This window comes from Roseococcus suduntuyensis (genome assembly GCF_014196305.1).
Taxonomy (GTDB): domain Bacteria; phylum Pseudomonadota; class Alphaproteobacteria; order Acetobacterales; family Acetobacteraceae; genus Roseococcus; species Roseococcus suduntuyensis.
In genome coordinates this window covers 194,026-219,817 of sequence record NZ_JACIDJ010000002.1, presented here as the reverse complement: position 1 = coordinate 219,817, position 25,792 = coordinate 194,026, and the positions used below count along the sequence as shown (strand labels likewise).

General features: G+C 70.7%; 26 protein-coding genes. 10 read left to right on the top strand and 16 right to left on the bottom strand.

From position 1 onward, the window contains the following. Positions 1-112: 112 nt before the first annotated feature. The 3 genes from GGQ83_RS07490 to glpK are packed head-to-tail and all read right to left on the bottom strand — an operon-like array spanning position 113 to position 3,338. Entirely contained in the window at positions 113-433 is a 321-nt protein-coding gene (locus GGQ83_RS07490) for an AtuA-related protein (protein WP_184383163.1), read from the bottom strand. After that, entirely contained in the window at positions 430-1,896 is a 1,467-nt protein-coding gene (locus GGQ83_RS07485) for an acyclic terpene utilization AtuA family protein (RefSeq protein WP_242534923.1), read from the bottom strand. The genes GGQ83_RS07490 and GGQ83_RS07485 overlap by 4 nt, the downstream gene beginning before the upstream one ends. Then, complete coding sequence (gene glpK, locus GGQ83_RS07480) at positions 1,857-3,338, bottom strand: glycerol kinase GlpK (protein ID WP_184383162.1); 1,482 nt, start codon at positions 3,336-3,338, stop codon at positions 1,857-1,859. The genes GGQ83_RS07485 and glpK overlap by 40 nt, the downstream gene beginning before the upstream one ends. 138 nt (positions 3,339-3,476) lie before the next feature. Between glpK and GGQ83_RS07475 the strand changes: the two genes are divergently transcribed. Together GGQ83_RS07475 and GGQ83_RS07470 are read left to right on the top strand one after the other, a co-directional pair. Next, the gene (locus GGQ83_RS07475) at positions 3,477-3,932 is read left to right on the top strand and encodes a peptidase S1 (protein ID WP_184383161.1); all 456 of its coding nucleotides are present in this window, start codon (positions 3,477-3,479) and stop codon (positions 3,930-3,932) included. Positions 3,933-4,021: 89 nt separating this feature from the next. Then, entirely contained in the window at positions 4,022-5,194 is a 1,173-nt protein-coding gene (locus tag GGQ83_RS07470) for a M20 aminoacylase family protein (RefSeq protein WP_184383636.1), read from the top strand. Here the strand turns inward: GGQ83_RS07470 and GGQ83_RS07465 are convergent. The 5 genes from GGQ83_RS07465 to GGQ83_RS07445 all read right to left on the bottom strand — a co-directional run bounded on the left by GGQ83_RS07465 (position 5,191) and on the right by GGQ83_RS07445 (position 9,866). Continuing rightward, a complete protein-coding gene (locus tag GGQ83_RS07465) occupies positions 5,191-6,387 on the bottom strand; it encodes a PQQ-dependent sugar dehydrogenase (protein WP_184383160.1) in 1,197 nt (398 codons plus the stop codon). The genes GGQ83_RS07470 and GGQ83_RS07465 overlap by 4 nt on opposite strands. 87 nt (positions 6,388-6,474) lie before the next feature. Further along, entirely contained in the window at positions 6,475-7,665 is a 1,191-nt protein-coding gene (gene metC, locus GGQ83_RS07460) for a cystathionine beta-lyase (protein WP_184383159.1), read from the bottom strand. After that, positions 7,665-8,504, bottom strand: a complete 840-nt coding sequence (locus GGQ83_RS07455) for a sulfurtransferase (protein WP_184383158.1) — start codon at positions 8,502-8,504, stop codon at positions 7,665-7,667. The genes metC and GGQ83_RS07455 overlap by 1 nt, the downstream gene beginning before the upstream one ends. Position 8,505: 1 nt before the next feature. After that, positions 8,506-9,225 (bottom strand): alanyl-tRNA editing protein, encoded by a 720-nt coding sequence (locus GGQ83_RS07450; RefSeq protein ID WP_184383157.1) that lies wholly within the window; start codon positions 9,223-9,225, stop codon positions 8,506-8,508. After that, a complete protein-coding gene (locus tag GGQ83_RS07445; protein WP_184383156.1) occupies positions 9,222-9,866 on the bottom strand; it encodes an NUDIX domain-containing protein in 645 nt (214 codons plus the stop codon). Before GGQ83_RS07445 ends, GGQ83_RS07450 begins: the two co-directional genes overlap by 4 nt. A gap of 129 nt (positions 9,867-9,995) precedes the next feature. Between GGQ83_RS07445 and GGQ83_RS07440 the strand changes: the two genes are divergently transcribed. The 5 genes from GGQ83_RS07440 to GGQ83_RS07420 all read left to right on the top strand — a co-directional run bounded on the left by GGQ83_RS07440 (position 9,996) and on the right by GGQ83_RS07420 (position 14,563). Next, entirely contained in the window at positions 9,996-10,895 is a 900-nt protein-coding gene (locus GGQ83_RS07440; protein ID WP_184383155.1) for a DMT family transporter, read from the top strand. Further along, entirely contained in the window at positions 10,892-12,370 is a 1,479-nt protein-coding gene (locus GGQ83_RS07435) for an ArnT family glycosyltransferase (protein ID WP_184383154.1), read from the top strand. The genes GGQ83_RS07440 and GGQ83_RS07435 overlap by 4 nt, the downstream gene beginning before the upstream one ends. After that, positions 12,370-13,164, top strand: coding sequence for a YdcF family protein (locus GGQ83_RS07430; RefSeq protein ID WP_184383153.1), 795 nt, complete (start codon positions 12,370-12,372; stop codon positions 13,162-13,164). The genes GGQ83_RS07435 and GGQ83_RS07430 overlap by 1 nt, the downstream gene beginning before the upstream one ends. Before the next feature lie 68 nt (positions 13,165-13,232). Beyond that, positions 13,233-13,859: a MarC family protein gene (locus tag GGQ83_RS07425; protein ID WP_184383152.1), complete on the top strand. Its 627-nt coding sequence runs from the start codon at positions 13,233-13,235 to the stop codon at positions 13,857-13,859. 89 nt (positions 13,860-13,948) lie between these two features. Continuing rightward, positions 13,949-14,563, top strand: a complete 615-nt coding sequence (locus GGQ83_RS07420) for a MarC family protein (protein WP_184383151.1) — start codon at positions 13,949-13,951, stop codon at positions 14,561-14,563. On the opposite strand, the gene GGQ83_RS07415 is transcribed toward GGQ83_RS07420, so the two are convergent. The 8 genes from GGQ83_RS07415 to GGQ83_RS07380 form a co-directional block, all read right to left on the bottom strand. After that, positions 14,558-15,433: a glycosyltransferase family 2 protein gene (locus GGQ83_RS07415; RefSeq protein ID WP_184383150.1), complete on the bottom strand. Its 876-nt coding sequence runs from the start codon at positions 15,431-15,433 to the stop codon at positions 14,558-14,560. The two genes, GGQ83_RS07420 and GGQ83_RS07415, sit on opposite strands and share 6 nt — an antisense overlap. Beyond that, positions 15,430-16,305, bottom strand: coding sequence for a glycosyltransferase family 2 protein (locus tag GGQ83_RS07410; protein ID WP_184383149.1), 876 nt, complete (start codon positions 16,303-16,305; stop codon positions 15,430-15,432). The genes GGQ83_RS07415 and GGQ83_RS07410 overlap by 4 nt, the downstream gene beginning before the upstream one ends. After that, positions 16,302-17,405 (bottom strand): glycosyltransferase, encoded by a 1,104-nt coding sequence (locus tag GGQ83_RS07405; protein WP_184383148.1) that lies wholly within the window; start codon positions 17,403-17,405, stop codon positions 16,302-16,304. The genes GGQ83_RS07410 and GGQ83_RS07405 overlap by 4 nt, the downstream gene beginning before the upstream one ends. Further along, the gene (locus GGQ83_RS07400) at positions 17,402-18,454 is read right to left on the bottom strand and encodes a glycosyltransferase family 4 protein (protein WP_184383147.1); all 1,053 of its coding nucleotides are present in this window, start codon (positions 18,452-18,454) and stop codon (positions 17,402-17,404) included. Before GGQ83_RS07400 ends, GGQ83_RS07405 begins: the two co-directional genes overlap by 4 nt. Then, positions 18,451-19,974: a flippase gene (locus GGQ83_RS07395; protein WP_184383146.1), complete on the bottom strand. Its 1,524-nt coding sequence runs from the start codon at positions 19,972-19,974 to the stop codon at positions 18,451-18,453. The genes GGQ83_RS07400 and GGQ83_RS07395 overlap by 4 nt, the downstream gene beginning before the upstream one ends. Positions 19,975-20,012: 38 nt before the next feature. Further along, complete coding sequence (locus GGQ83_RS07390; RefSeq protein ID WP_184383145.1) at positions 20,013-20,750, bottom strand: sugar transferase; 738 nt, start codon at positions 20,748-20,750, stop codon at positions 20,013-20,015. A 433-nt stretch (positions 20,751-21,183) separates the two neighbouring features. Next, positions 21,184-22,191 (bottom strand): glycosyltransferase family 2 protein, encoded by a 1,008-nt coding sequence (locus GGQ83_RS07385; protein ID WP_184383144.1) that lies wholly within the window; start codon positions 22,189-22,191, stop codon positions 21,184-21,186. Between the two features lie 47 nt (positions 22,192-22,238). After that, entirely contained in the window at positions 22,239-23,129 is an 891-nt protein-coding gene (locus tag GGQ83_RS07380; protein ID WP_184383143.1) for a polysaccharide deacetylase family protein, read from the bottom strand. A gap of 80 nt (positions 23,130-23,209) precedes the next feature. Here GGQ83_RS07380 and GGQ83_RS07375 point away from each other — a divergent pair, with 80 nt between their 5' ends. From GGQ83_RS07375 to GGQ83_RS07365, 3 genes are read left to right on the top strand one after another with little or no spacing between them, the layout of a single operon-like run. After that, on the top strand, positions 23,210-24,145 hold the full coding sequence (locus tag GGQ83_RS07375; protein WP_184383142.1) for a dihydrodipicolinate synthase family protein: 936 nt from the start codon (positions 23,210-23,212) through the stop codon (positions 24,143-24,145). Then, positions 24,142-24,879, top strand: coding sequence for an SDR family NAD(P)-dependent oxidoreductase (locus tag GGQ83_RS07370; RefSeq protein WP_184383141.1), 738 nt, complete (start codon positions 24,142-24,144; stop codon positions 24,877-24,879). Before GGQ83_RS07375 ends, GGQ83_RS07370 begins: the two co-directional genes overlap by 4 nt. Further along, positions 24,876-25,775, top strand: a complete 900-nt coding sequence (locus GGQ83_RS07365) for a dihydrodipicolinate synthase family protein (protein ID WP_184383140.1) — start codon at positions 24,876-24,878, stop codon at positions 25,773-25,775. The genes GGQ83_RS07370 and GGQ83_RS07365 overlap by 4 nt, the downstream gene beginning before the upstream one ends. Positions 25,776-25,792 lie beyond the last annotated feature (17 nt).

Sequence of the window (25,792 nt, the reverse complement as noted above, 5' to 3'; positions counted from 1 at the left end):
GGAAGGGCGGCCTGGGCGGGGCCATCGCCCCACTCGCAATCTCGCAGGGCGGCCTCTTGCCGCAACCTCATGGCGGGATTGGGGCGGGCCCGGGATGGCAGGCCCGGCCGCTTCATGCCGGAAGGCGAATGGTCAGCTCCAGCAGGCGGAAGCTGTGCGTCTTGCCGTGGCCGTCGAGGTTCAGGCTGCCATTGACGCCGCCCTCCAGCACCTCCTCCACCACGAAGTTGAAGGCGTGCAGGTTGGGCAGGTCATGGCGCGTGCAGTGGGTGGCCCCGCGGTGGCGGAACAGGTCCAGCACGCGCGCCTCCGTCACCTGCGCCGCGATCAGCTCGTAATGCGCGGGGTCGTAGGGGATCAGCGACATGTTCAGCCGGTTGCCCTTGTCGCCCGCGCGGCTGTGCGCGAGCGCGTGCAGCGCAACCTCCTTCATGCCGCGATCTCCCTTGCCGCCATGTCGCGGGCCGTGAGCGTGGTGACACGGGTGGGCACGCGCTCCCGCAGGACGAGGTGGCTGCGGGTGAGGATGCGCGGCGTCACGCGCCACCTGGCGCCGCCGGTGCCGGCGGTGCCGCAGCAGAGCATGGCCAGCACTTCGCGCGCGGCCTGGTCGGCGTCGTCACGGGTGCGCGCCTCGACGGCCAGGCGAATGCGGATGTCCTGCGGTTCGGGGCCGTTGTAGCCGCGCCAGAGGCTGCCCCCGTCATCATCATGCACGGAGGCGACGCCGATCAGGTCCACCCGCGCCCGCACATCGAGGCCACGCCGCTTCATCCGTTCCAGCAGCACATCGGCCGTGGCACGGGCGCGGGCCAGCGCGTTGGGTCCGGCGACCGAGACCTCGCCCTCGCCCAGCCAACTTCCCTCGAAGCTCGCCGTCACTTTCAGCGTGTCGGGGCGGGGCGCGCCGCGCAGCCCATGGACCGCCACACGGTCCGGCCCCACCTGTTCGAGACGGCATTGCGTGATGTCCAGCACCACGTCGGGGGTGATATAGTGGGCCGGGTCGTGCAGTTCATAGAGCAGCTGCTCCTTCACCGTGCGAAGGTCCACGATGCCGCCCGTGCCCTCGGGCTTGGTGATGACGAGGCCACCGCCCTCCGTCACCTCCGCGATGGGAAAGCCGATATTGGCGGGGTCGGGGATGTCCTTGAAGCCCGGGTCCCAGAAGACCCCGCCCGTGACCTGGCTGCCGCATTCCAGCAGATGGCCGGTGGCCGCACCCAGGGCCAGGCGCTCCCAATCATCGAAGCGCCAGCCGAAATGGTGGGCGAGGGGGGCGATGGCCAGCGCCGGGTCGCTGGTGCGCCCGGCCACGACCACATCGGCGCCCTGGGCCAGCGCCTCCACCAGCGGCTCGGCGCCGATATAGGCGTTGGCGGCGATGAGCGACCAGGCACCCATGTCCAGCCCGGCATCGGCCTCGTGCACGGGCAGTTGGCCGCCGGCGACCAGCGGCGTCACGTCATCGCCCTCCACAAGCCCGATCCGCAAATCAGGCAGCCCCTTGGCCAGGGCGAGCCTTGCCACCGCCAGAGCGGCGGCGGGCGGGTTGGCGGCCCCCCAATTGCCCAGCAGCGGGATGCGATGGGCATGGGCGTCCACCAGGATGGGGTCCAGCAGCCGCTCCAGCATGGGCTCGTAGCCGCGGGCGGGGTTGGCGCGCTTCTCGAGATGGGCGAGTGCCACCGTCCGTTCGCCCAGCGTCTCGAAGAACATGGCGGACGGGCCGCCGCGCGCGATCAGGCTGCGCAGCACGGGGATGGGGGCGTCCACGCGGTCGCCCGAAAAGCCCGCGCCATTGCCGAGGTGGAAGGTGTTCATCAGGCGCAGTTCGGCACCGCCCGCGCGCGCGGTCAACCGGCCGAGCGCACCCGCCGCACCGCGTCCTGCCATTCGGCATGGCGCCGGCTGGCCTCCTCGCGCGCCATGCCGGGCTGGAAGCGGCGGTCGAGCCGCCAATGGGTGGCGGCACCGCCGGGCGGGGCCAGCAACCCGGCCTGCACCCCGGCCAGATAGGCGGCGCCCAGCGCGGTGGTCTCCTGCACCACGGGCCGGTCCACCGGGGCGCCCAGGATGTCGGCCAGGAATTGCATGGTCCAGTCGCTGGCCGCCATGCCGCCATCCACGCGCAGCACTGTGCGGCCCATCTCGGGCCAGTCGCGACGCATGGCGTCCAGCAAGTCGGCGGTTTGCAGGGCCACGGATTCCAGGGCGGCACGGCAGATCTCGGCGCGGCCCGAGGCGCGGGTCAGCCCCAGGATGGCACCCCGCGCCGCCGCGTCCCACCAGGGGGCGCCGAGGCCCGTGAAGGCGGGCACCAGCGTCACGCGCTCGGCCGGGTTGGCCTGGGCGGCGAATTCGCCCGCCTCCCGAGCCTCGCGGATGATGCCGAGGCCATCGCGCAGCCATTGCACGGCGGCCCCGGCCACGAAGATGGAGCCCTCCAGCGCGTAGTGCCGCCTGCCACCGAGCTGCCAGGCGATGGTGGTCAGCAGCCGGTTCGTCGAGGGCACCGGCGCCTCGCCCGTCACCAGCAGGGCGAAGCAGCCCGTGCCATAGGTGGACTTGATCATCCCCGGTGCGAAGCAGGCCTGGCCCAGCGTGGCCGCCTGCTGGTCCCCCGCCATGCCGAGGATGGGAATGGAGCCGCCCAGCAGCGTGGTCTCGCCGAAGGGGGCGGCGTTGTCGCGCACCTCCGGCAGCAGGGCAGCGGGAATGCGGAACAGCTCCAGCAGCTCCGTGTCCCAGGTGCCCGTGCGGATGTCCAGCAACAGGGTGCGCGCGGCGTTGCTCGCGTCGGTGGCGTGGACGCGGCCTTCGGTCAGGCGGAACAGCAGCCAGGAATCGATGGTGCCGAAGCAGAGCTCGCCGCGCTCCGCGGCCGCCCGGGCGCCCGCGATATTGTCCAGCATCCAGCCGAGCTTGGTGGCCGCGAAATAGGGGTCCAGCAGCAGGCCCGTGCGGGCGGTGACAAGCGCCTCATGGCCCGCCGCGCGCAGCGCCTCGCAGGTGGGGGCGGTGCGGCGGTCTTGCCAGACGATGGCGCGGCCGACCGGTCGGCCCGTCCGCCGCTCCCACAGCACCGTGGTCTCGCGCTGGTTGGTGATGCCGATTCCCGCGACGTTGGCGGCTGTGCCGCCCGCGCGCGCCAGCGCCTCGCGCAGCACGGCCAGGCTGTGGGTGAAGATCTCCTCCGCGTCGTGCTCCACCCAGCCGGGGGTGGGAAAGTGCTGCGGCAGGGGAATTTGGGCCGTGGCGCGGGGCTCCAGCGCCGAGTCGAACGCGATGGCGCGGGTGGAGGTGGTGCCCTGGTCGAGCGCGAGCAGAAGCGTCATGGCGCCAAGTATGCGCCCCTCGCGTCCAGGCGGAAGCCCCGGTCCGGGGGTCACCTTGCCGTGTCATGAGACAGCACGCTATGGTTGCAACCCCGGAAACACCAGACAGAAGGCTATGCGCCAATGCGCGTTTCTCACATGGTCCTGGGCGCTGCCGCCCTGGGCGTCGCCGCACTTGCCGCCCCCGTCCTGGCGCAGAACTTCAACCTGCCTCCTGCCTTCGGCACGCTGAACCTGACGGCCGGCTTCATGCCCGACCCGCAACATGTCGATTTGGTGGCGGGCGGCAACATCCCGGCCGGCCGCCTCGGGCGCGATTGCGCGGGCAGCATCGCCGATGCTCCGGACGTGCGGCTGAACTACACGGCGGGTGGCTTCCCGCTTTACATCTTCGCCAATTCCAGCCGCGACACGACGCTGGTGGTGAACCTGCCGGACGGGTCCTGGGTCTGCAACGATGACTTCATCGGCCTCGACCCCGGCATCGTGCTGCAGCGCCCCGCCTCGGGCCAGTACGACATCTGGGTCGGCGTCTTCGAGGGCGGCACGGCGCCCGCGCGCCTGGGCGTTTCGGAAATCCCGCCCCGGCGCTGAGCCCGCCAGGGGAGTGACGAATAGGGGGCGCCGGGCGATGCTCGGCGCCCCTTCTCATGTCCCCCTTCCTTGTGTCCGAGGTGCCGCCCATGCCCATCATCAACCGCATCGCCGATTTCCACGCCGAGATGACCGCCTGGCGGCAGGACATCCACGCCCACCCCGAACTGAGCTACGAGGAGCACCGCACCAGCGAGATCGTGGCCACCAAGCTCGCGGAATGGGGCATCGAGGTGCATCGCGGCCTGGGTGCGACGGGTGTCGTGGGCGTTCTGCGCAGCGGCAGCGGCGGGCGCGCCATCGGGTTGCGCGCCGACATGGACGCCCTGCCCATGCCGGAGGAGACGGGGCTGCCCTATGCCTCGACCGCGCCCGGCAAGATGCACGCCTGCGGCCATGACGGGCACACGACCATGCTGCTGGGCGCGGCCAAGTATCTCGCGGAGACGCGCAATTTCGACGGCACCGTGGTCTTCATCTTCCAGCCGGCGGAAGAGGGTGGGGCAGGGGCCAAGCGCATGCTGGACGATGGCCTGCTGGACCGCTTCCCCTTCGACACCGTCTATGGCGTCCACAACGCCTCCAACCTGCCGCTGGGCGAGGCGGCGGTGGTGGCCGGCCCCGTGCTGGCCGCGGCGGACGGCGTGACGATCCATGTGCGCGGGCGGGGCGGCCACGCCGCGCGGCCGCATATCGGCATTGATCCGGTGCTGGTGGGGGCGCAGATCGTGGTGAACCTGCAGGCCCTGGTGGCGCGCCGCGTGGACCCGCTGGACAGCGCGGTGATCAGCCTCTGCCAGTTCCACGCCGGCACCGCCAGCAACGTCATCCCGGACACGGCCGAAATCCGTGGCACCGTGCGCACGCTGAAGGCCGAGACGCGGGCGGAGATGGAGCGCCTCATCACCCAGATCGCGACCGGGGTGGGGGCCATGCACGATGCCGAGGTGACGGTCACCTACCGCCGCGGCTACCCGCCCACCGTGAACCACGCGAACGAGGCCGAACGCGCGGCCAAGGCCGTGGGCCAGGTGCTGGGCGGCGAGCGCGTCATCCGCAACCGCCCGCCCGCCATGGGTGCGGAGGATTTCGCCTATTTCCTGCTGGAGCGCCCCGGCTGCTTCGTCCATCTCGGCCAGCGCGATGGGGAGCGCGGCAAGCGCCCCGCCCACACCACCACCTACGACTTCAACGACGACCTGCTGCCGATCGGGGCGAGCTTCTTCTCGCGCCTGGTGGAGCAGGAACTGCCGCGGGGTTAGCCCCGCGACACGCGCAGAACCTCGCCATCCTCGTGCTCGGTCAGCAGCCAGACCGAGCCGTCGCGATGGACGCGCACGTCCCGGATGCGGCGGTCGAGGTCCCGCAGCATCCATTCCTCGCCGACGACCCGTCCATTCGCCATGCGGGTCCGAACCAGGGCGCGGGCCGCGAGGCCGCCATGCAAAAGCGCCCCGCGCCATTCGGGGAACATGTCGCCGCGATACACCACCAACCCCGACGGGCCCACGGTGCGCTCGAAGATGTGGAAGGCGCTCTCCATGCCCTCGCGGCGCGTGCCTTCGCCCAGCGGCGCGCCGGAATAGTCTCGCCCGCCCGTGAGATAGGGCCATCCATAGTTCCGACCGGCCCGGATGAGATGGATCTCATCGCCCCGCAGCGGCCCGTGGTCATTGACCCAGAGCTGGTGCGATTCCGGGTCGAAGGCCATGCCCTGCACGTTCCGCAGGCCGATGGCGTAGATGTGATGGTCCTTGTCGGATTCATTGAGGAAGGGGTTGCCGGGCGCCGGCTTGCCATCGGTGGTCATGCGGATGATGGAGCCCGCATGGTCCTTCGCGTCCTGGGCGCGGTTCATGTTCCGCCGGTCGCCGATGGAGAGCAGCAGGCTGCCGTCGCGCGGGTCGAAGGCGAGGCGCCCGCCGAAATGCAGGCCGCTGCCATCGGGGTTGTTCATCATGAAGATGTTCCGCGCATCCTCAAGGCGCGGGTTGTCGCCCTCGGTCAGACGCGCGCGCGTGACGGCGGTGCCCGCACCCTGTTCCGTCCAGCGCGAATGGCTGAGGAAGATGGTGCGGTTCTGGTTGAAGTCCGGGTGCAGGGCGATGTCGAACATCCCGCCCTGGCTGCGATCGGTGGGACCCGGATAGCGATAGACCTCGGGCGCGCCTTCCAGCGGATCGGAGAGCGAACCGCCACGCCGGCCCATGCGCAGCGCGCCCGAGTTGCGTTCCGTCACCAGGAAGCGGTCGCCCTCCAGGAAGGCGAGGCCCCAGGGGTGCTCCACTTGGGCGATACGCTCCACCTGGACCTCGCCCACCTCCGTGCGGAGCGTGCGGCGTTCGGCACGGGCCGATGGGGCGAGGAACGCGGCCATCAGCCCCCCTCCGAGCAGCGCGCGGCCCAGCGGGCGGCGGGCGATGGGAAGGGTCGTGCGGGCGTTCGAATGGCGCATGCGGCGGCCTCCTTCGCGAAGGGTTAAGCCGCGGTAACGCCACCTCCAGGAATGGGTTGCGCCCGGGCGGGACCCAGGCGCCGCTTCTCAACCCAGCGCGTGCAGGCCCTGCGCCAGGTCCGCCTTCAGGTCGGCTACGTCCTCCAGGCCGATATGGATCCGCACCGTCTGCCCGCCGAAATCGCCGGTGCCGGCGCTGCGGGTGATGAAGCCGGTGGTGGGGATGGCCAGGCTCTCATACCCGCCCCAGCTCGCGCCGATCCCGAACAGGGACAGCCCGTCCACGAAGCGCATCATGTCCTCATGGGAATAGCGCGCATCCAGCACGATGCCGAAGAGCGAGCAGGCCCCGGTGAAGTCCCGCATGAACAGCGCGTGCTGCGGGTGCGAGGGGAGCGCGGGGTGCAGCACCTTCTGGATCTGCGGCTGCTGCTCCAGCCAGGAGGCGATCTCCAGCGCCGCCGCCGCCTGGGTCTTGAGCCGCACTGCCATGGTCCGCACGCCGCGCAGGGCCAGCCAGCAATCGTCGGGGCTCGCGTAATGGCCCATGGCGGAGGCGGCGGAGCGCACCGCGACATGGTCCTCCTCGGTGTTGACCGTGACGCTGCCCAGCAGGATGTCGCTGTGCCCGCCCACATACTTGGTCAGCGCCTGGATGGAGACATCCACCCCATGCGCGAAGGGCTGGAAGGTGTGGATGCCCCAGGTGTTGTCCATCATCACCTTCGCACCCGCCGCGTGGGCGGCGCGGGAGATGGCCGGGATGTCCTGCACCTCGAAGGTGTGGCTGCCGGGGCTTTCCGTATAGACCACCTTGGTGTTGGGGCGGATGAGGGCGCGCATGCCCGCCTCGTCCACGCAAGGATCGTAGAAGGTCGTCTCGATGCCCCAGCCCTTCATGAGGCCGGTGGCGAGGTTGCGCGCTGGGCCATAGACGCTGTCGGGCATCAGGCAATGGTCGCCCGCCTTGAGATAGGCCAGCAGCGGAACGGCCACGGCGGCGAGGCCCGTGCCCACGATGGTGCAGCGGCTGCCGCCCTCGATCTCCGCGATCACGTCTTCCAGCGCGTAGTGGGTGGGGCCCCCCTGCGTGCCATAGGTCATGTGCTGGTCGTAGCGCTTGGCCGCGGCCGCCATGCGCGAGGCCGCATCGGGGAACAGCACGGTGGAGCCGCGGTGCACCGCCGGGTTCACGAAGCCATGGATGCGCACGCCCGCGCGCCCGGCATGGCTCATGCGGGTGGAGAAGCCGTGGCGGCGGCGATGGTCGTCGGGCATCAGGAAGAGACCTTTTCTGTTTCGGGACGGCTGGCCCATTCGGTCCAGGAGCCGTCATAGACGGCGGGTTCGGGCAGGCCCGCGCGCACGGCGCCGAGCGCCAGCACGCAGGCGGTGACGCCGGTGCCGCAGCTCGTCACCAGGGGCTTGCCGCCATCGGCGCCGGCGGCGGCGAAGCGGGCCCGCAACGCGTCGGGCGGCAGCATCGTGCCATCGGCGGCGAGCAGCTCGTTGAAGGGCAGGTTGGCCGCGCCCGGCATGTGGCCGGAGGGCAGGCCCGCGCGGGGCTCGGGCGCGGTGCCGGCGAAGCGGCCGGCGGCGCGGGCATCCAGCACCAGCGCCGAGCCATCTTCGAGCAGACGCTTCACATCGCCGATGCCGGCCACGCGGCGAGCCATGAAGTCGGCCACATAGGTGGCGGGGGCGGGCGTGGCGGGGGCGCCGGAGGCGGTGGCACGGCCCTCGCGCAGCCATTTGGGCAGGCCGCCATCCAGCACCGCCACCTTGTCGTGGCCGAAGAGGCGCATCAGCCACCAGCCGCGCGGCGAGGACTGCATCCCCTTCTGGTCGTAGAACACCACGCGCGCGGCGCGGGTGACACCCATGGCACCCAGCAGCTTCTCGAAGCGGGCGGCGGTCGGGATCATGTGCGGCAGCGGGTTCTCGGTGTCCGCCACCTCGTCCATGTCAAAGAAATGGGCGCCGGGGATATGGGCTTCCGCGAACTTGGTGCGGCCGTCGAAGGGCTCGTTCGGCAGGTATTTCGTGATGTCGAAGACCACCAGGTCCGGCTGGCCCAGATGGGCCGCCAGCCATTCCATGTTGACGATCGCGTCCATGTCAGTTCTCCACCAGGGCGAGGCTGATGCGTCGGTTCTGCCGGCCCTTGTTTTCCAGTTTCAGGACTTCGAGGCGCCCGATCTCGGCCGTGTTCCGCACATGCGTGCCCCCGCAGGGCTGGAGGTCCACCGGTGCCGCCTGGGGGCCGATCCGCACGAGGCGGATGCGCCCCGCCCCGCGCGGCGGCTGGACCGAAAGGGTGCGGACCAGGCCTGGATTGGCCGCCAGCTCCTCTTCCGTGATCCATTCCTCGGAGATGGCATGGTCCTCGGCCACCAGGGCGTTCAGCCGCTCGGTCAGCCACTCCTTCGTGGGCGGCTCGGCCAGGTCGAAGTCGAGGCGGGATTTTTCCGCACCCACCTGGCCGCCGGTGACGCCGGCGCCCGGGATCAGGCTGCACAGCAGGTGCATGGCGCTGTGCATCCGCATGTGCCGGTGCCGGCGCGGCCAGTCCAGCACCAGCGTGACCTGGGTGCCGGGGGCGGGCAGGGGGGCGCCGTCGGCCAGCTTGTGCAAGATGGCGCCGCCCTCGCCCTTCACGGCTTCCGTGATGGCGGCATCGCCTCCATCCCAGCACAGCTTGCCGCTGTCGCCCGGCTGGCCGCCGGCGCGGGGGTAGAAGATGCTGCGGTCCAGCACCAAGCCTTCCGGCCCGGCTGAGACGACGCGCGCCGCCGCCTCCTGGGCATAGGCGTTGTGGCGGAACAGGGCTTCGGTCATGCGGTGGTCCAGTCCTGGCGCAGCCGCGCGCGGTGCTGGCGCAGCCAGTGCAGGCACAGCGCGGCGGTGGCGTTGGTGATGGTGTTGGCGTCCAGCCGGGCCAGCGCCTCCTCGGCGGTCAGCACCAGCAGGCGGATGTCCTCGCCCTCGGCCGCCAGCCCATGCGTGGCGCCCGCGCCAGGCTCGGGCAGGCGGGCGCGGCCGCAATAGAGGTGCATCATCTCGTCGCAGCCGCCCTGCATCAGGAAATAGCGGCCGATCTTCTCGATGCGGTCGGGGTCGAGGCCCGCCTCCTCCTGGGTTTCGCGCCGGGCGGCCTCGGCCGGGTCCTCGCCCGCCTCCAGCAGACCGGCCACGCATTCCGTCTCGATCGGCGGATAGCCCGCGGCCAGGATGGGCAGGCGGAACTGCTCGATCAGCGCGACCCGGTCCGCCCAGGGGTCATAGGGCAGCAGGGCCACACCCTGGCCGCGCCGCCACAACTCCCAGATCAATTCGCGCGAGGGCGTGCCATCGAAGCGCGTATAGGTGAACACCACCCGTTGCAGCGGGAAGCGCCCCGACCAGACAAGCTCATCCGTGCGGACATCGAGGCCGGGATGGGCGGGAATGGGCGGGGCCTTGGGCGGTCGGGCGGTCATGCGGCGCAAAGCCTAGATCACTTCGGCGGGCGCCGAAATGCGGCGGGTGCGGAAATGCGGGCGCGCACCACGGCTTCGCCCGAATCGGGGCCTATCCAAACCGTCCCGCCAGGTTCACACCCGAAAGCCATGACGCCCGATCCCTCCCTCGCGCTCCGCGCCGCGCGCCGCCGCGCCATCATGGCCATCCTGGCCGCGGCGCTGCTCTTCGCCGTGGCGGCGGCCTTCGTGAAGACGCTGGGCGGCACCATTCCGCTGGCGCAACTCGTGCTCTTCCGCAGCCTTTTCGCCCTGCCGGTGTTGCTGCCCATGTTGCCGGCGGCGGGCGGGTGGAAGGTGCTCCGCACGCGCCACCCCTTCGGCCATGCCGCGCGTGTCTTCTGGGGGCTGCTCGGCATGATCACCGCCTTCTATGGCTACACCACCTTGCCGCTCGCCAATGTCACGGCGCTGGGCTTCACCATGCCTTTGTTTCTCACGCTGCTGGCCGTGCCACTGCTGGGTGAGCGCGTGGGCTGGCGGCGGGGCCTTGCCGTGCTGGTGGGGTTCCTGGGCGTTCTGTTCATGGTCAGCCCCGGCGACACCGACGCCGCCGACCTCTGGCCCAGCCTGGTCGTGCTGTTCGGCGCCTTCGCCTGGGCCATGGCCATGATCAGCATCCGCCGGTTGGGTGAGAAGGGGGAGCCGGGTGTGGCCATCGTGCTGTGGTTCGCCATTGGCTGTTCCATCCTGGCGCTGGCCGCCAGCATTCCGGTCTGGGTCTGGCCCAGCGCGACCCAATGGGCGTTCCTGCTGGGCATCGGCATCGCGTCCGCCTTCGCGCAGCTGCTGATGACCGAGGCCTACCGCAAGGGCGAACCCACCCTGGTCGCCCCCTTCGAATATTCCGGCATCGTCTGGACCACCCTGCTCGGCGCCGTCATCTGGGCCGAGGCGCCCGATGGCTGGGACGCGGTTGGCATCCTGATCCTGGTGGGTTCGGGCCTCTACATCTGGCGGCGCGAAGTCCAGTTGGGGATCAAGCGATGAGCCGCCGCCTCGCATGGGTCCTGGCGCTGCTGGCCATCCCGCCGCTGGTGCTGGGGCTGCGCTGGTTCTCCTTCCTGCCCTCCGTGATGGACTGGGACGAGAGCCTGTATCTCCTGCAGGCGCGGGAATGGGCGCGGGGCGTCTGGCCGCTTTCGGGCGTGTGGGACATGCACCCGGTGGGCGCGCCGGCCATGATCCTGTTCGCCTTCACGATCCTGGGCGAGAGCATCACCACCGTCCGCCTACTGGGCGCCATCTGCGTCATGGCCACCTGCTACGCGCTGATCGCCCTGGTGCGCGCGGCCGGCGGGCCGCGCGCGCTCGGGCTGGGGGCGGCCCTTCTCTATGCGGGCCACAGCGTGCTGGTGGGCGGGCTGACCACCAACACCGAGATCCTCTTCGCGCCCATGGTCGTGGCCGCTCTCGCGCTGGCCTTGTGGCGGGGGCCGGAATGGCCGCGGCTGCTGGGGATGGGGGTGCTGATCGGCCTTGCACTCACCATCAAGCCGGTGGTGACGCCCGAGGGCTGCCTCGCCTTCGCGCTGCTGGCCTGGCCCACCCTCCAGGCGCGGCGCTGGGGGCGGCTCTTCGCCATGGCGGGCGCCTATCTCGTCCTCTGCCTGCTGCCCACGCTGCTGGTGGCGGGCGCCTATGCCCTGCGCGGCGAATTCGCCGACTGGCTGGAAAGTTCCATCCTCGCGCCCTTCCAGTATGCGTCCGAAGGCGCACCGGCCGAGGTGGTGCGCCACCGCGTCAGCCTGATCCTGCTGGAGATGCATTGGCTCTTCGTGCTGCCCATCCCGGCCCTGCTGCTGCTGCGCCACCTCTCCCCCGTGCTGCGGCACCTGACCTTGTTCGGCCTCGCCTGGCTCGCGGTCGCGGTGCTGGCGGTGGCGGTGCCGGGCCACTACTTCGACCACTACTTCCTGATCCTGCTGCCGCCGCTCGTGCTGCTCTCGGCGGTCGGCATCTTCGGCGCCGCGGCCTATGCGGCGCCGGTGCGGGGGCAATGGCTGGCGGGCGGCGTGGTGGTGGCCATGGTGCTGAACCCCTTCCTCGTGGACCTGAGGAAGCGGATCATGCCGGGCTTCCACCTGGGCCAGCCCGATGCCCCCACGCGGATCGCGGACGCCATCCGCGCCGAGATGCGCCCCGGCGACGTGGTCTTCGTCGCCAACTCCCAGCCGGTGATCTATTTCCTGACGGGTTCGCCCCTGCCCACGCGCTTTCCCTTCCCGGCCCACCTGACCGGGCCTTTCGGGGATCTGGTGGGGGTGAACATGGACGCCGAGCTGGCCCGCGTGCTGGCCTCCCGCCCGCGCTTCATCGTGCAGGACATCCAGCACTGGTATGGCGTGCGCCCGGAGGCGCGGGCCTTGATCGCGGCCTCGCTCGATGCGGAGTATGAGCCCATGGCCCCCTTCAGCAACCCGCAAGGCCCGGTCATGATCCATCGCCTGCGGGAGGGCGATTGATGGAAGACTTCCTCTTCACCGTCTCGAAGCTGTTCTGGCTCTTCGCGCGGCCCAACACCTTCGCCCTGTTCCTGGTCTGCCTGGGGGTCGGGTTGCTCATCGCCCGGCGGCGCTTCGGGCGTTGGCCGGCCCTGCTGGGCCTTGGCTGGTATGTCGCGGTGTTGCTGACGCCGCTCGCCGCCTGGATCACCCTGCCGCTGGAAAACCGTTTCCCCCGCCCCGAATTGCCCACGCGGGTGGATGGCGTGGTCATCCTGGGCGGCGCGGTGGAACAGGCGCTGACCGAGGCGCGCGGTATTCCCGCACTCAATGGCGCGGCCGAACGCATGACCGAGGCCGTGGCGCTCGCCCGGCTGCGGCCCGAGGCGCGCATCGTCTTCACCGGCGGCTCGGCCGCCCTCGCCCCCGGGCAGATGAGCGAGGCCGATGTGGCGCGCGCCCTCTTCGCCTCGCTCGGCCTGGAGGGGGAGCGCGTGATCTTCGAGGGCCGTTCGCGCAACACCTGGGAAAATGCCGAACTCACCCACGCCCAGGTGAACCCCACCCCGGGCGAGACCTGGCTGCTGGTCACCTCGGCCAGCCACATGCCGCGCTCCATGGGCACCTTCCGCCGGGCGGGGTGGGACATCACCGCCTGGCCCGTGAATTATTCCACCCGTCCGGGTGGGGCGGGCTGGTTCGACCCGCCCTTTTCCTTCCGCCTGGGCCAGGCCGAATGGGCCGCGCGCGAATATGTGGGCCTGCTGGCCTATTGGCTGCTGGGGCGCACCAGCGCGTTGTTTCCGGCGCCCTGAACAACTCCAGGTGACGGCGGGCAGCCGAGCGTCCATGCTGGCTTCCGCGTCAGCATGAGGCCGGACTGATGTTCCATCCCTTCGTCACCGACTTCTTCAGCGATTTCGTCACGCTGCTGGTCGTGCTGAACCCGGTGGCGAAACTGCCCATCTTCCTCGCCCAGACCGCGGCGCTGGACAGCAAGACGCGCAACCGCGTGGCGATGTGGGCCATCGTCATCTCCTTCGGCGTGCTGATGTTCTTCCTGGTGGCGGGGCAGTTCCTGTTGCAGGGCCTGGGGGTGGGGCTGACGGCCTTCCGCATGGCGGGCTCCCTGGTGCTGCTGCTCTTCGCCCTGTCCATGATCTTCGACAACGCGCACCCGCCGCCACCGGGTGCCACCGACACGACACCCCTGGAACGCGCGATCTTCCCCATCGCCATGCCCGCCCTCGCGGGCCCGGGGACCATGCTGACGATCGTGGTGCTGACCGACAATGACCGCTTCGACTGGGTTCACCAGGTGGACACCGCCATGGCCCTGGTCCTGGCACTGGCGATCTGCTTCATCGTGATGCGCTTCGCGACGCTGCTGGTGCAGGTGCTGCGCCGCGCCGGCATCAGCATCCTCTCGCGCGTCATGGGGCTGATCCTGGCCGCGCTGGCGGTGGAGGGCATGCTGGCCTCGACCCGCAGCTTCATCCACAGCCTGTGATTTGAGAGGCCTGGGCTGCCAACGAATCGGCTCGTTTTGTGTTCTACTGGTGAAATGTGCCCCGCTATGCAATTCGCCCCAGGCTGCTGATGACGACCAACTTCCTCACGGACTTCATCACCCTGCTCGTCGTGCTGAACCCGCTGGGCAAGCTGCCGATCTTCCTGGCCACGACGGTGGGGCTGGAGCGCGCGGTGCGAAACCGCGTGGCCTTCCATGCCGTGCTGATCTCCTTCGGCATCCTGATCTTCTTCCTGGTGGCGGGGCAGGTGCTGTTGCAGGCGCTGGGCGTGGGGCTGAACACCTTCCGGCTGGCGGGTTCGCTGGTGCTGCTGCTCTTTGCCCTGTCCATGATCTTCGACACGGTGCAGACACCGCCGCCCACCCAGCCCGATGTCTCGCCGACCGAGCGCGCGGTGTTTCCGCTGGCCATGCCCTCCATCGCCGGGCCGGGCACGATGCTGACCGTGGTGGTGCTGACCGACAAGGACCGCTTCCACTGGGCCGAGCAGGGCAGCACCGCGCTGGCGCTGATCCTGGTCCTGGCGCTGGTCTATCTGGTGATGCGCTTCGCCACGCCGCTGGTGCAGTTCCTGCGGCGGGCGGGCATCAGCATCCTCTCGCGCGTCATGGGGCTGATCCTGGCGGCGGTGGCGATGGAGGGGATGGTCGTCTCCGTCCTCGCCATCCTGCGCCAGCTATAGTTCCAGGATACGCTCCGGCGCGGCGCGGCCGCGCAGCAGGTCCCATACGCCGCGCATGTTCCCGCGGAAGCGGCCCCAGCGGTCCACCTCGGGCTCCGGCCGCGCGCTGCGGAGCAGGTTGATCAGGCAATGCCGCGCCGCCGAGGGGATGGCGTGGTTCCAGGGAAAGCTGCCCTTCCGCGCCAAATAGATGGGGTTCACCACCTGGCTGTACCCCAGCCGCACCCCGGGCACGCGCCCCGATTTGGCGCCCAGATGCACCCCCCTGGCGCCAGACAGGCGCAGGATGGTCCCATGCGGCAGCAGCCGGCGCGTGAGGTCGATGTCCTCATACCAGGCATAAAGCGGCAGGCGTTCGTCGAAGCGCAGCCCGTGTTCGCGCATGGGGGCGAGCCGCACCGCCATGTTGCAGCCATAGCCGTTGAAATGCGGCTGCACGGCGAGGGCATCATCGGGCGGCGTGTCGGCCGCCAGGATGGCCCGGCCCTCCGCCACGGTGAGGCCCGGCCCCTTGGCGCCATCGGCGATGACGGTGCCGGTCGCGACCGCGCAGCCCGGATTCGCCGCCATCACCCCCTCCAGCACCGCGAGCCATTCGGGCGCGGGCAGGAAGTCATCGTCGAGATAGAGCAGCAGGTCGCAATCCGGCACCGCATCCAGGATGCGGTTGCGCTGGCGCGGCAGGCCGCCGGGGTTCTGCGCCAGGAACTCCACGCCGGGGAAGCGGGTGGGCAGATCCCCCACATCCTCGGGGGTGACGTGGCAGACCAGCACGCGGTCGGGCGCGCGGGTCTGATGGTCCAGTTCGGCCAGCACCTCGCCCAGGATGGCAGGGCGGCCGCGCGTCGCGATACCGATCGCGATCTTCACGGTGTGGGTTCCATGGGCGCGGGCTCCAGCGAGGCAGGCCAGGGCAGGGGCCGGGCCAGCATGCCCTGGGCGCGGCCGAGCAGGCTCGCCATGTAGTAGCGCGCGTGCAGAAGGCGCCCGCGCGCCAGCGACACCAGCGCACCGCCCAGCGGCCGGTAGAGGAAGGCGGCCCGCACCGGCAGCGGCACCGGATGGCGCCGCAGCGCGAAGCCAAGGCCGAGGCCGTAGCGCTGTGCCCGCGCCACCGCCTCGGGCGACAGGCGCTTGTCGGGATGGATCACGCGCAGATCGAGATCGTAGCGGGCCTCCATGCCCGCGGCCAGGGCGCGGCAGACCAGGTCATTGCCCTCCGCGCTGCCGAAGCGGGCGCCGGGACCCATGGATTCGTCGAAGCCGCCCAGGCGAAGGGCGGCGTCGCGCCGGAGCCAGAGGTTGAACTCGATCACGCTGGTCCAGACATTGGCGAGCGTGATGGGCCCCGCCCTGTCATTCCAGCGGCCGGAGCCGAGCCTACCCTCCGGCGCCCCCGCCGGCCCGGTCAGGGCGGCCAACGCCGGGTCCATGTCGAAAGCGGCTCGCACGCGGGCCAGGGTGCCGGGCGGCATCAGGCAGTCATCATCGGGGAAGACCACGAGGTCGCCCCGCGCATGGCGCAGCCCGAGGTTGCGCCCCGCATTGGCGTGCGGACGGGGGGCACGAAGGTGGCGCAGCGGCAGTCGCGACGCCCATTCGGCCACCAGCGGACCCAACCGCGCATCCTGGTTCTGGTCCACCAGGATCACCTCGAAGGTGACCTCCTGCACGGCCAGGCTGTCGAACAGCGCGCCGATCTCCTCCACCCGCCCCAGCGTGGCCACCACCAGCGAGATCATGCCAGCGCCCCCGCCACGGCCGCGCGCAGCCCCGCGCGGAATTGCGGGATGCCGAAGCGCTCGGCATTGGCGCGGCAGGCCTGGGGCGTGAAGCGGGCCTCCTCGGCCACGAAGGCGCGGATGGCGGCGATGAGGCTTTCCGCCGTTTGCTCCGCGAAGGTGCGGCCGGTGGCCTCGGTCACGATGTCGCGCGCGCCGCCACGGCCGAAGACGATCAGCGGCGCGCCGCAGGCCTGGGCCTCGACCATGCCGATGCCGAAATCCTCCTCGGCGGGGAAGACGAAGGCGCTGGCGGATTGCAGCAGGGAGATCAGCTCCGCCTGGGGCACGCGGCCGCGGATGGCGATGTTGGGCGCACCCGCCGCCGCGGCGCGCACCAGCGGCGCCGATGGCCCATCACCCGCGATGACGAGCTGAAATTCCGGCATGGCGCGGAAGGCCTCCGCCACCAGTTCGATGCGCTTGTAGGCCACCTGCCGCCCGGCCACGACGAAATGCGGGCGGGGGCCGGTGGCCAGCGGAAAGCCCTCGATGTCCACCGGCGGATGCAGGACCTGCGCCTCCCGCCGCCAGACCTTCGCGATGCGCTGCCGGATGTAGCTGGAATTGGCGAGGATCAGGTCCGGGCGTGCCGCGCTCGCCTGGTCCCACATCCGCATCCGGTGCAGCAGCCAGCGCGTGTAGACGGACTTCACCCCGCGCGTCAGGCCCGATTGCTCCAGGTATTGCCCCTGCAAGTCCCAGGCATAGCGCATGGGCGAGTGCACATAGCTGACATGGGTGGTGCCCGGCCCCGTGATCACGCCCTTGGCGACCGCGTGGGAGGAGGACAGCACCAGGTCATAGCCGCGCAGGTCGAACTGCTCGACGGCGAGGGGCATGAGTTGGAGGTAGTTGCGGAAGCGCTTCCGTGCGAGCGGCATGCGCTGAAGAAAGCTGGTGCGCGGGGTCTTGCCTTGCAGGAAGCCGCGTTCGCCCTCGGGCAGGAAATCCACCAGGGCGAAGAGGTCGGCCTCGGGGTAGCAGGCGATCATCTGCTCCAGCACGCGCTCGCTGCCGGCGTAGTTGTCCAGCCATTCGTGGATGATGGCGGTCTTCATGTGGTGACGAACCCCAGCAGCCGACGTGCGGCCGCTTCCCAGGAAAAATCCGCGGCACGCGCGCGGCCGGCGGCGATGAAGGACTGGCGCCGCGTGGCGTCGGTGGCGAGGGTGGCGATGGCTTCACCCAAAGCGTCCGGCGTGTCGGGGTCGAACCAGAGGGCCGCCTCGCCGCAGACCTCCGGCACCGCGCCCGCGCGGGCGGCGATGACGGGGCAGCCGCACCACATGGCCTCCAGCGGCGGCAGGCCGAAGCCCTCGTAGCGCGAGGGGAAGAGCAGGGTCAGCGCGTTCTCATACAGCGCGCGCAATTCGGCATCGGAGACACGGCCCAGAGCGCGCACCTCGCCGCCGGCATCGGCCTCGCCGGTGCGGAAGACGGCGGCGTCCTTGGCGCCGGCCACGGCCAGAACGAGGCCCTGTGCCGCCATGGCGCGGCGCACGATGCCGAGGTTCTTGTGCGCGGCCCCCGTGCCGATGACGAGCGCGTAGCGGCCCGGTTCCAGCCCATGCCGGGTCAGCACGCCGGTGTCCGCGGCCTCGCGGAGGATATGTTCGCCTCCCTCCAGCGTGACGCCGATGTCCGCGCGCGGAATGTCCAGCGCCGCCGCGATCCGCCCTGCCGAGAATTCCGACACGCTGAGGATACGCGCCCCGCGCCGCGCCAGCCCGCGCTGCATGACGCGATACCAGAGGCGGAACTTCCACCCATAGCTCTCGGGCGTGTCGAAGACGCCGGCGTCATGGATCACCACCGCCTGGCGCCGCCCGGCCAGCAGGGGGCCGGTGTTGCCCAGGTTCAGCAGCAGGCCTTCGGCGGCACGGGGCAGGGCCCATTGTTCCCAGGCTTGTCCGCCGCGGCTGCCGGCGGTGCGGGGCGCCAGATGCCGGAAGGCCTCCAGCCCACTCGCCCCGGGCGGGGCCAGCAGCGTCATCGGCGGGGCTTCGCCACGCGCGGCCAGGGCATCGAGGGCGGCCGTGATCTCGCGCGCATAGCGCTGCACGCCGGTCAGGCCTTGGGTGAGGAAACGTCCGTTCAGCGTGATCATGGGCGGAGCACCTGTCGCACCGCCCAGGGACGGCGCAGAAGGGGGGCGAGGGCGCGGCGCTCCTCGGCCGGCAGGCGCGCGACGGCCAGCGCCAGTGCAACGGCGAAGCCCAACCCCGCCACCAGGGCGGACCACGGCCCCTCGGGCGTCAGCGCGGTGGCGGCCAGCGCGACCGCGGCCGCCACCAGGGCCGGCAGCAGCGCGCGGGGTGCCTTGGCGGCGGCCGGGTAGAGCCGGGCCGCGAAGAACAGCTTGCCCCCCGCATCGGCCGCGGCCCGCAGCGCCCAGGCCAGCGCCGCGCCCTGGATGCCGAAGGCCAGCAGCAGCGCGGCGGAGAGCGGCAGGAAGACCACGATCTGCGCCAGCATGAACTTGGCTGTCACGTCCGGTCTTCCGATCGCGTCCAGCAGCGCCCCGGGGGCGTAGGCGAGGCAGGAGAAGAAGATGCCGCCCGCCAGGATACGCAGCACCATGGCACTCTCCGCCGCGAAGCCCGCGCCGAGCCAGAGCCGCAGGGCCGTTTCGGCGAAGCCGGCCAGGATCAGGCAGGGCGGCAGGGTCAGCAGCATGATCATCAGCGCGCCGCGCCGCAGCAGGCCGGCCGTGGCCTCAGGCAGCAGCCGGAAGGCAGAGGCCATGGCCGGCAACAATGCCTGCGCCACCGCCACGGGGATGATCCACATGCGCAGGACAAGGTCGAGCGGCGTCGCGTAATAGGCCACCGCCGCCAGCGTCAGCACCGCGCCCACCAGGAAGCGGTCGGCATAGATCAGCGCCTGGTTCATCATGGAGGAGGCGGTCATCCAGCCGCCGATCCGCAGCAGCGGCAGCACCAGCAAGGGCGAGCCGAGGGAGAGGCGCGGCAGCAGCCCCCGGCACAGCCACGCATAGGAAAGCGTGTTGGCCAAGCGGCAGGCCACCAGCGCCAGCATCACGCCGACGAGGCTCTGCCACACCATCAGCACCAGCACCGGCCCCAGGTAATACATCGCCGCCACGGGAATGGTGACGAGGTTGGCCGCCCGGAAGCGCTGGTGCGCCGCCAGCACGCCCCAGAGCGCCGCATTCACCACCACGAGGGGCGCGGCCACTGCCAGAATGCGGAAGGCGGCCAGCGCCTCGGCCTGCAGGGATTCGGGCACGTTCAGCGCGGAGCCCATCAGCCATGGCAGGGCGGCCCAGAGGGCGGCGGCCCCAAGGGCCGCGAAGCCCGCCAGCGCCGCCATGGCGGTGCCGACCAGCCGGCCCGTCTCGGCCTCTTCATGGGGGCTGTCGGCCGTCATGCGTTCGGAGAGCGCCCGGGTCAGGGCCGGGCCCACGCCCAGGTCGAAGATGCCGAAGACGCCGACCAGCGCGAGGGCCAGGGTAAACAGGCCCCAGCGTTCCAGCCCCATCTGGCCCACCAGCACGGGCGTGAGCACCAGGGCCAGCAGAAGGGGAAGGCCGCGGCCCAGCCCGTTCCAGACCATGCCGGACAAAAGCCGGCCCGCCCCGGCGCGGTCGCGCGCGGTGTCACTCATCACACTGGAACCCGGAGGTGGCGGGGGTGAAGCTTAGCTCAGCAGGCGCCGCGGCGCGACAGCACGGCGAGCGGGGTCCGCAACAGGATGCGGATGTCATTCCACAGCGAGGGGCTGGCCACATAGGCCACGTCCAGCGCCACGCGCTGCGCGTAGCTGGTGTCCGACCGGCCAGAGACCTGCCACAGGCCCGTGATACCGGGGCGCACGCTGATGTAGTGCGCGGCGGCCGCGCCGTAGAACTGGTCCAGCTCCGACTGGATGACGGGGCGGGGGCCCACCAGGCTCATCTCGCCGCGCAGCACGTTGAGGAGCTGGGGCAGCTCGTCGAGCGAGGTGGCGCGGAGGAAGCGGCCGACGGCCGTCACGCGCGGGTCCTGGCGCAGCTTTCGGGTGGCGTCCCATTCGGCCCGCGCCTCGGGGTCGCTGGCCAGCAGGGCGTCGAGCCGCGCCTGGCTGTCCACCACCATGGAGCGGAACTTGAGGCAGCCAAAACCCTCGCCACCCCGGCCCACGCGGCGGTGGGCATAGAAGGCGGGTCCGCCATCGCCGCGCACCAGCCAAGCCAGCACGAGCATGAGGGGGGCGAGCAGCAGCAGCAGCGTCCCCGCGCCCAGGACGTCGAGCGTGCGCTTGAGAAAGGGGCGCGCCCCGCTGCGCCAGGCGGCATGCGGGGGGGCCAGCACCATGGAGGGTGCAGAATAGCCGGCGCCCATCACGCTCTCGCGCGAGGAGGGGTCGCGTTGCAGGGACGAGAATGCGTCCAGGCCGGGCATATCGAACCTTCCGTAACTGGGCCGGGGGTGGCCCGTCAGGGTTGCCGTGGCGGTGGAAGGGACCGTCCCTTCCTGACCACGCTGCCGTTATCCGGTTGATCGCAGGCGGCTTTTGGACCCGCCCAAGGCAATATTGTGGCGCGTTCGAAATCCATGCCCAGGGCGCCAAAGAAGCCCGAGAGGCTTCCGGATCAGTCCATTGCGGATTGATATTTCACAGCAGCGGCGTCCCCGAATTCACTGATTGGAAAGGTTTCGCAGGCGTGCTTCGAGGAGGCACTGGCGGGACGCTGAGCCGCGTGCGGCATGGCTGATCTGTCCCAGGTGAAGGTCAACCATGCGGCACGGCGTTGCGCCCGGCGAAAATCTGAAATTGCAAGCGCGACATCGGGACGCAATCAAGGCAGCGCCGCCACAATTGCGGCGCGCCGTCTCAGCCCGCCTGCTGTCCCGCGAGGGGGCGCTCCGTCGGCACCATGCCGGAGCGCAGATGGCGCTCCACGATGTAGAGGGGCCGGCGTTTCGTCTCGTTGAAGATGCGGCCGAGATATTCGCCGATGATGCCCAGCATCATCATCTGCACGCCGCCCATGAACAGCACCACGGCCATCAGGCTTGGATAGCCCGCCACCTCGTTGCCGAAGACCAGCGTGCGGACCAGGAGCTGCACGATGTAGAGCCCCGCCAGCACCGCCACCGCCAGCCCCACATAGGAGGCAAGCTTGAGCGGCCCGAGGGTGAAGCTGGTGATGCCTTCCAGCGAGAGGTTCCACAGCTTCCACCAGTTCCATTTGGTGGTGCCCGCCGCGCGAGGCGCGCGGGCGTAGGGCACAGCCACGGCGGGGAAACCCACCCAGGCGAAGAGGCCCTTCATGAAGCGGTGCTGCTCCCGCAACTGCAGCAGCGCGTCCAGCGCGCGGCGGGACATGAAGCGGAAATCGCCGGTGTCGGGGGGCAGGGCCACGCGGCCGCCGACCCGCTGCATCAGGCGGTAGAAGCCGGCGGCGGTGGCCCGCTTCAGCCAGCCCTCGCCATGGCGGGCGCTGCGCTGGGCATAGGCCACGTCGAAGCCGCGGCGCCAGGCGGCCAGAAGTTCCGGGATGACCTCGGGCGGGTCCTGGAGGTCGGCGTCGATCACGACCACGCCCTCGTTGCCGCGCGCGTGGTCGAGCCCCGCGGTCAGCGCGATCTCCTTGCCGAAATTGCGCGAGAGGTTGACCACGGCCACGCGCGGGTCGGTCGCGGCCAGGTCCAGCATCAGCCCGAGCGTGGCATCGCGCGAGCCGTCATTCACATAGACCACCTCCCAGGGCAGGTCCTGGGCGGACAGCACGGCGCCGAGGCGGCGGTGGAATTCGGGCAGCACCTCCTGCTCATTGTAGCAGGGCACCACCACGGACAGCGCCGGGCGCGGGGGGTCCAGGGGCAGGGCGTCGGGCATGGTGGCAAGCCTCGCCGCCCTTCATGGTTTTTCCGCGGCAGAAACCGTTACCCGTTGTTCGCGCGGGCCAGCCAATGCGCCGCGATGTCCCGCCGCCGCGCCACCCAGATGCCGGGGGTGCGCGCCACATGGGCCAGCACCGCCTCCAGCCCCGCCATGCGCCCGGGCCGGCCGATGATGCGCAGATGCAGGCCGATGGAGAGCATCTTGGGCGCCCGCGCGCCCTCGGCCAGCAGCCAGTCCACGGCGCCGATGCAGTACCGGGAAAAGTCCTCGGCCTGGACGAAGCCGCCGCCGGGCGAGAAGCGCATGTCATTGGTGTCGAAGGCATAGGGCAGGATGACGTGGCCGGGCGCGTGAAGGCGCGGCAGGTCGTCGTCATAGGCGTCGCTGTCGTAGAGGAAGCCCCCCTCCTCGCGCAGCAGCCGCCGCGTGTTGGGGGAGGAGGCCGAGCGCGTGTGCCAGCCCACCGGCCGTTCCCCGGTCGCGTCGCGGATGGCGCCGACGGTGGCGGCGATGACCTCGCGCTCGGTCGCTTCGTCCATGTTGGCGTGGCTTTCCCAGCGCCAGCCATGGGCGCTGATCTCATGCCCGGCCGCGTGCGGGGCGGCGGCCAGATGCGGGTTCGCGGCCACGGCGCGGCCGCAGGAGGAGAAGGTCGCCTTCACCCCATGCCGGTCGAAGGCATCCAGGATTCGCCAGAGCCCCGCCCGCGCGCCGTAGGCGTAGTGGGTCTCCATGCAGGGGTCGGGCACGCCCACCACCTCCTCGCGGATTTCGTGCACGCTTTCATTGCGCGCATCGCCGCTGGCGAGGCTGAGCTCCGCCCCTTCCTCCACATTCACCACGAAGGAGAGGGCAAGCCGCGCGCCGCCCGGCCATTTCGGGTCGGGGGAGTGGTTCGCATGGCCGACAAGATCACGGCTTGTCGGGGGCATTCCGCCAGGCAGGGGCATGGGACATCCTTCGCAGGGGAGACGGACGGGTTTAGGTTCGCGCACAGAACAGGAGAAGTCCCATGCTCACCGCCCAGGCCCAAGGCGTCTGCGTCATTTGCCCCACCCCCTTCCTGCCGGATGGCACGCTGGACGAACGCAGCGCCGCCAGCATGACCGAGGCCTATGTGGCCGCCGGCGCCACGGGCCTCACCATCCTGGGCATCATGGGCGAGGCGCCCAAGCTGGATGCGGAGGAATCGCTGCGGCTGGTGCGCATCGTGCTGAAGCATGCGGCGGGCTTGCCGGTGATCGTGGGCGTCTCGGCGCCGGGCTACGCGCCCATGCGCGCGCTGGCGCGGGGCTCCATGGACGCGGGGGCGGCCGGCGTGATGATCGCGCCCCCCATGGGCCTGCGCGGCGATGAGGCCATCATCTCCTGGATGCAGGGCGCCTCCGAAGCCGTCGCCCCCGCGCCCTGGTGCCTGCAGGATTTCCCGCAGCTCACCAATGTGCTGATGACGGCCAAGATGATCGCCACCCTGGCGAAGGCGGACCCGCGCCTCGTCATGCTCAAGGCCGAGGATTGGCCGGGCCTCGACAAGATCAGCGCGCTGGTTTCCATGATGAAGGCGGGCGAGATGCCCCGCATCGCCATCTATGGCGGCAATGGCGGCCAATACCTGCCCGAGGAAACCCTGCGCGGCGCCGATGGCATGATGACCGGCTACGCCTTCCCCGAGATGCTGGTGCGGGTGCGCAACCTGCTGCTGGACGGCAAGCGCGACGAGGCCATGGACGCCTTCGAGGCGCACCTGCCGCTGATCCGCACCGAGTTGCAGCCCGGCCTCGGCCTTGCCGTGCGGAAATACATCCTGGCGCGGCGTGGCATCATCGCGCACCCGACCGTGCGCGCGCCGGGGCCGAAGCTCTCCGACGCCACGCGGGCGGAGGTGGACTACCAGCTGGCGCGCCTCGCGCGGCGCGATCCCACCGCGCTGAAGCTCGCCGCCGAATGAGCGAGCTGGCCGGGCGCATCGCCCTCGTGACGGGCGCGCAGCAGGGCATCGGCGCTGCCATCGCCCGCGCGCTGGCCGCGGCGGGGGCCGATGTGGCGGTGAACTGGCTCGATGCCGAGCCGCTGGACCTCGCCGCCGAAATCCGTGCCATGGGGCGGCGCTGCGCGCTGCTCCAGGGCAGCGTGGCGACCGTGCCGGAGGTGCGGGCGCTGCATGCGGCGGCCGTGGAGGCGCTGGGTGTGCCGGACATCCTGGTGAACAATGCCGGCATCTTCCCGCGCTGCGATTTTCTTCGGTTGGAAGAGGATGAGTGGGATGCCGTGCTGGGCATCAACCTGAAGGCCGGGGCGTTCCTGACCCAGGCCTTCGCCCGCGCGCTGGCGGGGCGGCCGGGGGCGGTGGTGAACCTCTCCTCCTCGGCCGTGCGGGGTGATCCGCGCGGAGTGCATTACACCGCCAGCAAGAACGGCGTTGTGGGGCTGACGCGGGCCACGGCGCTGGCGCTGGCGCCCGCCATCCGCGTGAACGCCATCGCGCCGGGGCTCACCGACACCGCCCAGCCGCGCTTCGGCATGACGGAGGCCGAGATCGCGGAGCGCAGCGCCACCTTCCCTGTGGGCCGCATCGGCCGCCCGGAGGAGATCGCGGAGCTGGCGGTCTTCCTGGCCAGCCCGAAGGCGGGCTTCATCACCGGGCAGGTCTATCACATCAACGGGGGCATGTACCTCGCATGAGCCGCTTTGCCGGGGTCTTCCCCTATCTGGTCTCGCCCATCGGCGCCGATGGCGCGGTGATGGAGGCCCCGCTGCGCGAACTGGTCGAGCACCTGATCGGTGCCGGCGTGCATGGGCTGACGCCGCTCGGCTCCACAGGCGAGTTTGCCTATCTCGGTCACGCCCAGCGGCACGAGATCGTCCGCATCGTGGTGGAGCAGGCGCGCGGCCGGGTGCCGGTGGTGGCAGGGGTTGCGGCCACCACCACGGCCGATGCGGTGGCCCAGGCGCGCGACTACGAAAGGCTGGGCGCGGACGGTATCCTGGGCGTGATGGAGGCCTATTTCCCCATCCCGGAAGCGGGCGTGGTCAGCTATTTCACCGCGCTGGCCGACGCCACCGGGCTGCCCCTCGTTCTCTATACCAACCCGAATTTCCAGCGCAGCGACCTCTCGCTGCCGGCCATCACGAAGCTCTCCCACCATCCGCGCATCGTGGCCATCAAGGATGCCAGCACGAACACGGGCCGGCTGCTCTCCATCATGAATGCGGTGGAAGGGCGGATGGACGTGTTCAGCGCCTCGGCCCACATCCCGGCCGCGGTGATGCTGATCGGCGGCGTGGGCTGGATGGCGGGCCCGGCCTGCGTGATCCCGCGCGAGAGCGTGCGCCTCTACGAACTCTGCCGCGCCGGCAACTGGGCCGAGGCCTTGCCGCTGCAACGCCGCCTCTGGCGCTTCAACGAGCTGTTCGCCCAATACGCCCTGGCCGCCTGCATCAAGGGTGCGTTGCAAATCCAGGGCTTCGCGGTGGGTGACCCGCTGCCGCCCCAGGCCCCGCTGAGCGAGGCCGGCCGCGCCGCCGTGGCCGAGGCACTGTCTTCCCTTGGGTCTTCCCTCGGGTCCTCCCTTGGCTGACGAGGACGAAGACGAGG

Excerpts from the sequence above, each read along its gene's own strand:
- GGQ83_RS07405 (WP_184383148.1), bottom strand. The coding sequence starts at position 17,405 with ATGAAGACCGCCATCATCCACGAATGGCTGGACAACTACGCCGGCAGC.
- GGQ83_RS07450 (WP_184383157.1), bottom strand. The coding sequence starts at position 9,225 with ATGACCGAAGCCCTGTTCCGCCACAACGCCTATGCCCAGGAGGCGGCG.
- GGQ83_RS07395 (WP_184383146.1), bottom strand. The coding sequence starts at position 19,974 with ATGAGTGACACCGCGCGCGACCGCGCCGGGGCGGGCCGGCTTTTGTCC.
- GGQ83_RS07455 (WP_184383158.1), bottom strand. The coding sequence starts at position 8,504 with ATGGACGCGATCGTCAACATGGAATGGCTGGCGGCCCATCTGGGCCAG.
- GGQ83_RS07435 (WP_184383154.1), top strand. The coding sequence starts at position 10,892 with ATGAGCCGCCGCCTCGCATGGGTCCTGGCGCTGCTGGCCATCCCGCCG.
- GGQ83_RS07485 (WP_242534923.1), bottom strand. The coding sequence starts at position 1,896 with ATGGCAGGACGCGGTGCGGCGGGTGCGCTCGGCCGGTTGACCGCGCGC.
- GGQ83_RS07440 (WP_184383155.1), top strand. The coding sequence starts at position 9,996 with ATGACGCCCGATCCCTCCCTCGCGCTCCGCGCCGCGCGCCGCCGCGCC.
- GGQ83_RS07390 (WP_184383145.1), bottom strand. The coding sequence starts at position 20,750 with ATGCCCGGCCTGGACGCATTCTCGTCCCTGCAACGCGACCCCTCCTCG.
- GGQ83_RS07410 (WP_184383149.1), bottom strand. The coding sequence starts at position 16,305 with ATGATCTCGCTGGTGGTGGCCACGCTGGGGCGGGTGGAGGAGATCGGC.
- GGQ83_RS07490 (WP_184383163.1), bottom strand. The coding sequence starts at position 433 with ATGAAGGAGGTTGCGCTGCACGCGCTCGCGCACAGCCGCGCGGGCGAC.
- GGQ83_RS07380 (WP_184383143.1), bottom strand. The coding sequence starts at position 23,129 with ATGCCCCCGACAAGCCGTGATCTTGTCGGCCATGCGAACCACTCCCCC.
- GGQ83_RS07425 (WP_184383152.1), top strand. The coding sequence starts at position 13,233 with ATGTTCCATCCCTTCGTCACCGACTTCTTCAGCGATTTCGTCACGCTG.
- GGQ83_RS07445 (WP_184383156.1), bottom strand. The coding sequence starts at position 9,866 with ATGACCGCCCGACCGCCCAAGGCCCCGCCCATTCCCGCCCATCCCGGC.
- glpK (WP_184383162.1), bottom strand. The coding sequence starts at position 3,338 with ATGACGCTTCTGCTCGCGCTCGACCAGGGCACCACCTCCACCCGCGCC.
- metC (WP_184383159.1), bottom strand. The coding sequence starts at position 7,665 with ATGCCCGACGACCATCGCCGCCGCCACGGCTTCTCCACCCGCATGAGC.
- GGQ83_RS07430 (WP_184383153.1), top strand. The coding sequence starts at position 12,370 with ATGGAAGACTTCCTCTTCACCGTCTCGAAGCTGTTCTGGCTCTTCGCG.
- GGQ83_RS07470 (WP_184383636.1), top strand. The coding sequence starts at position 4,022 with ATGCCCATCATCAACCGCATCGCCGATTTCCACGCCGAGATGACCGCC.
- GGQ83_RS07475 (WP_184383161.1), top strand. The coding sequence starts at position 3,477 with ATGGTCCTGGGCGCTGCCGCCCTGGGCGTCGCCGCACTTGCCGCCCCC.
- GGQ83_RS07465 (WP_184383160.1), bottom strand. The coding sequence starts at position 6,387 with ATGCGCCATTCGAACGCCCGCACGACCCTTCCCATCGCCCGCCGCCCG.
- GGQ83_RS07385 (WP_184383144.1), bottom strand. The coding sequence starts at position 22,191 with ATGCCCGACGCCCTGCCCCTGGACCCCCCGCGCCCGGCGCTGTCCGTG.
- GGQ83_RS07370 (WP_184383141.1), top strand. The coding sequence starts at position 24,142 with ATGAGCGAGCTGGCCGGGCGCATCGCCCTCGTGACGGGCGCGCAGCAG.
- GGQ83_RS07400 (WP_184383147.1), bottom strand. The coding sequence starts at position 18,454 with ATGATCACGCTGAACGGACGTTTCCTCACCCAAGGCCTGACCGGCGTG.
- GGQ83_RS07365 (WP_184383140.1), top strand. The coding sequence starts at position 24,876 with ATGAGCCGCTTTGCCGGGGTCTTCCCCTATCTGGTCTCGCCCATCGGC.
- GGQ83_RS07375 (WP_184383142.1), top strand. The coding sequence starts at position 23,210 with ATGCTCACCGCCCAGGCCCAAGGCGTCTGCGTCATTTGCCCCACCCCC.
- GGQ83_RS07420 (WP_184383151.1), top strand. The coding sequence starts at position 13,949 with ATGACGACCAACTTCCTCACGGACTTCATCACCCTGCTCGTCGTGCTG.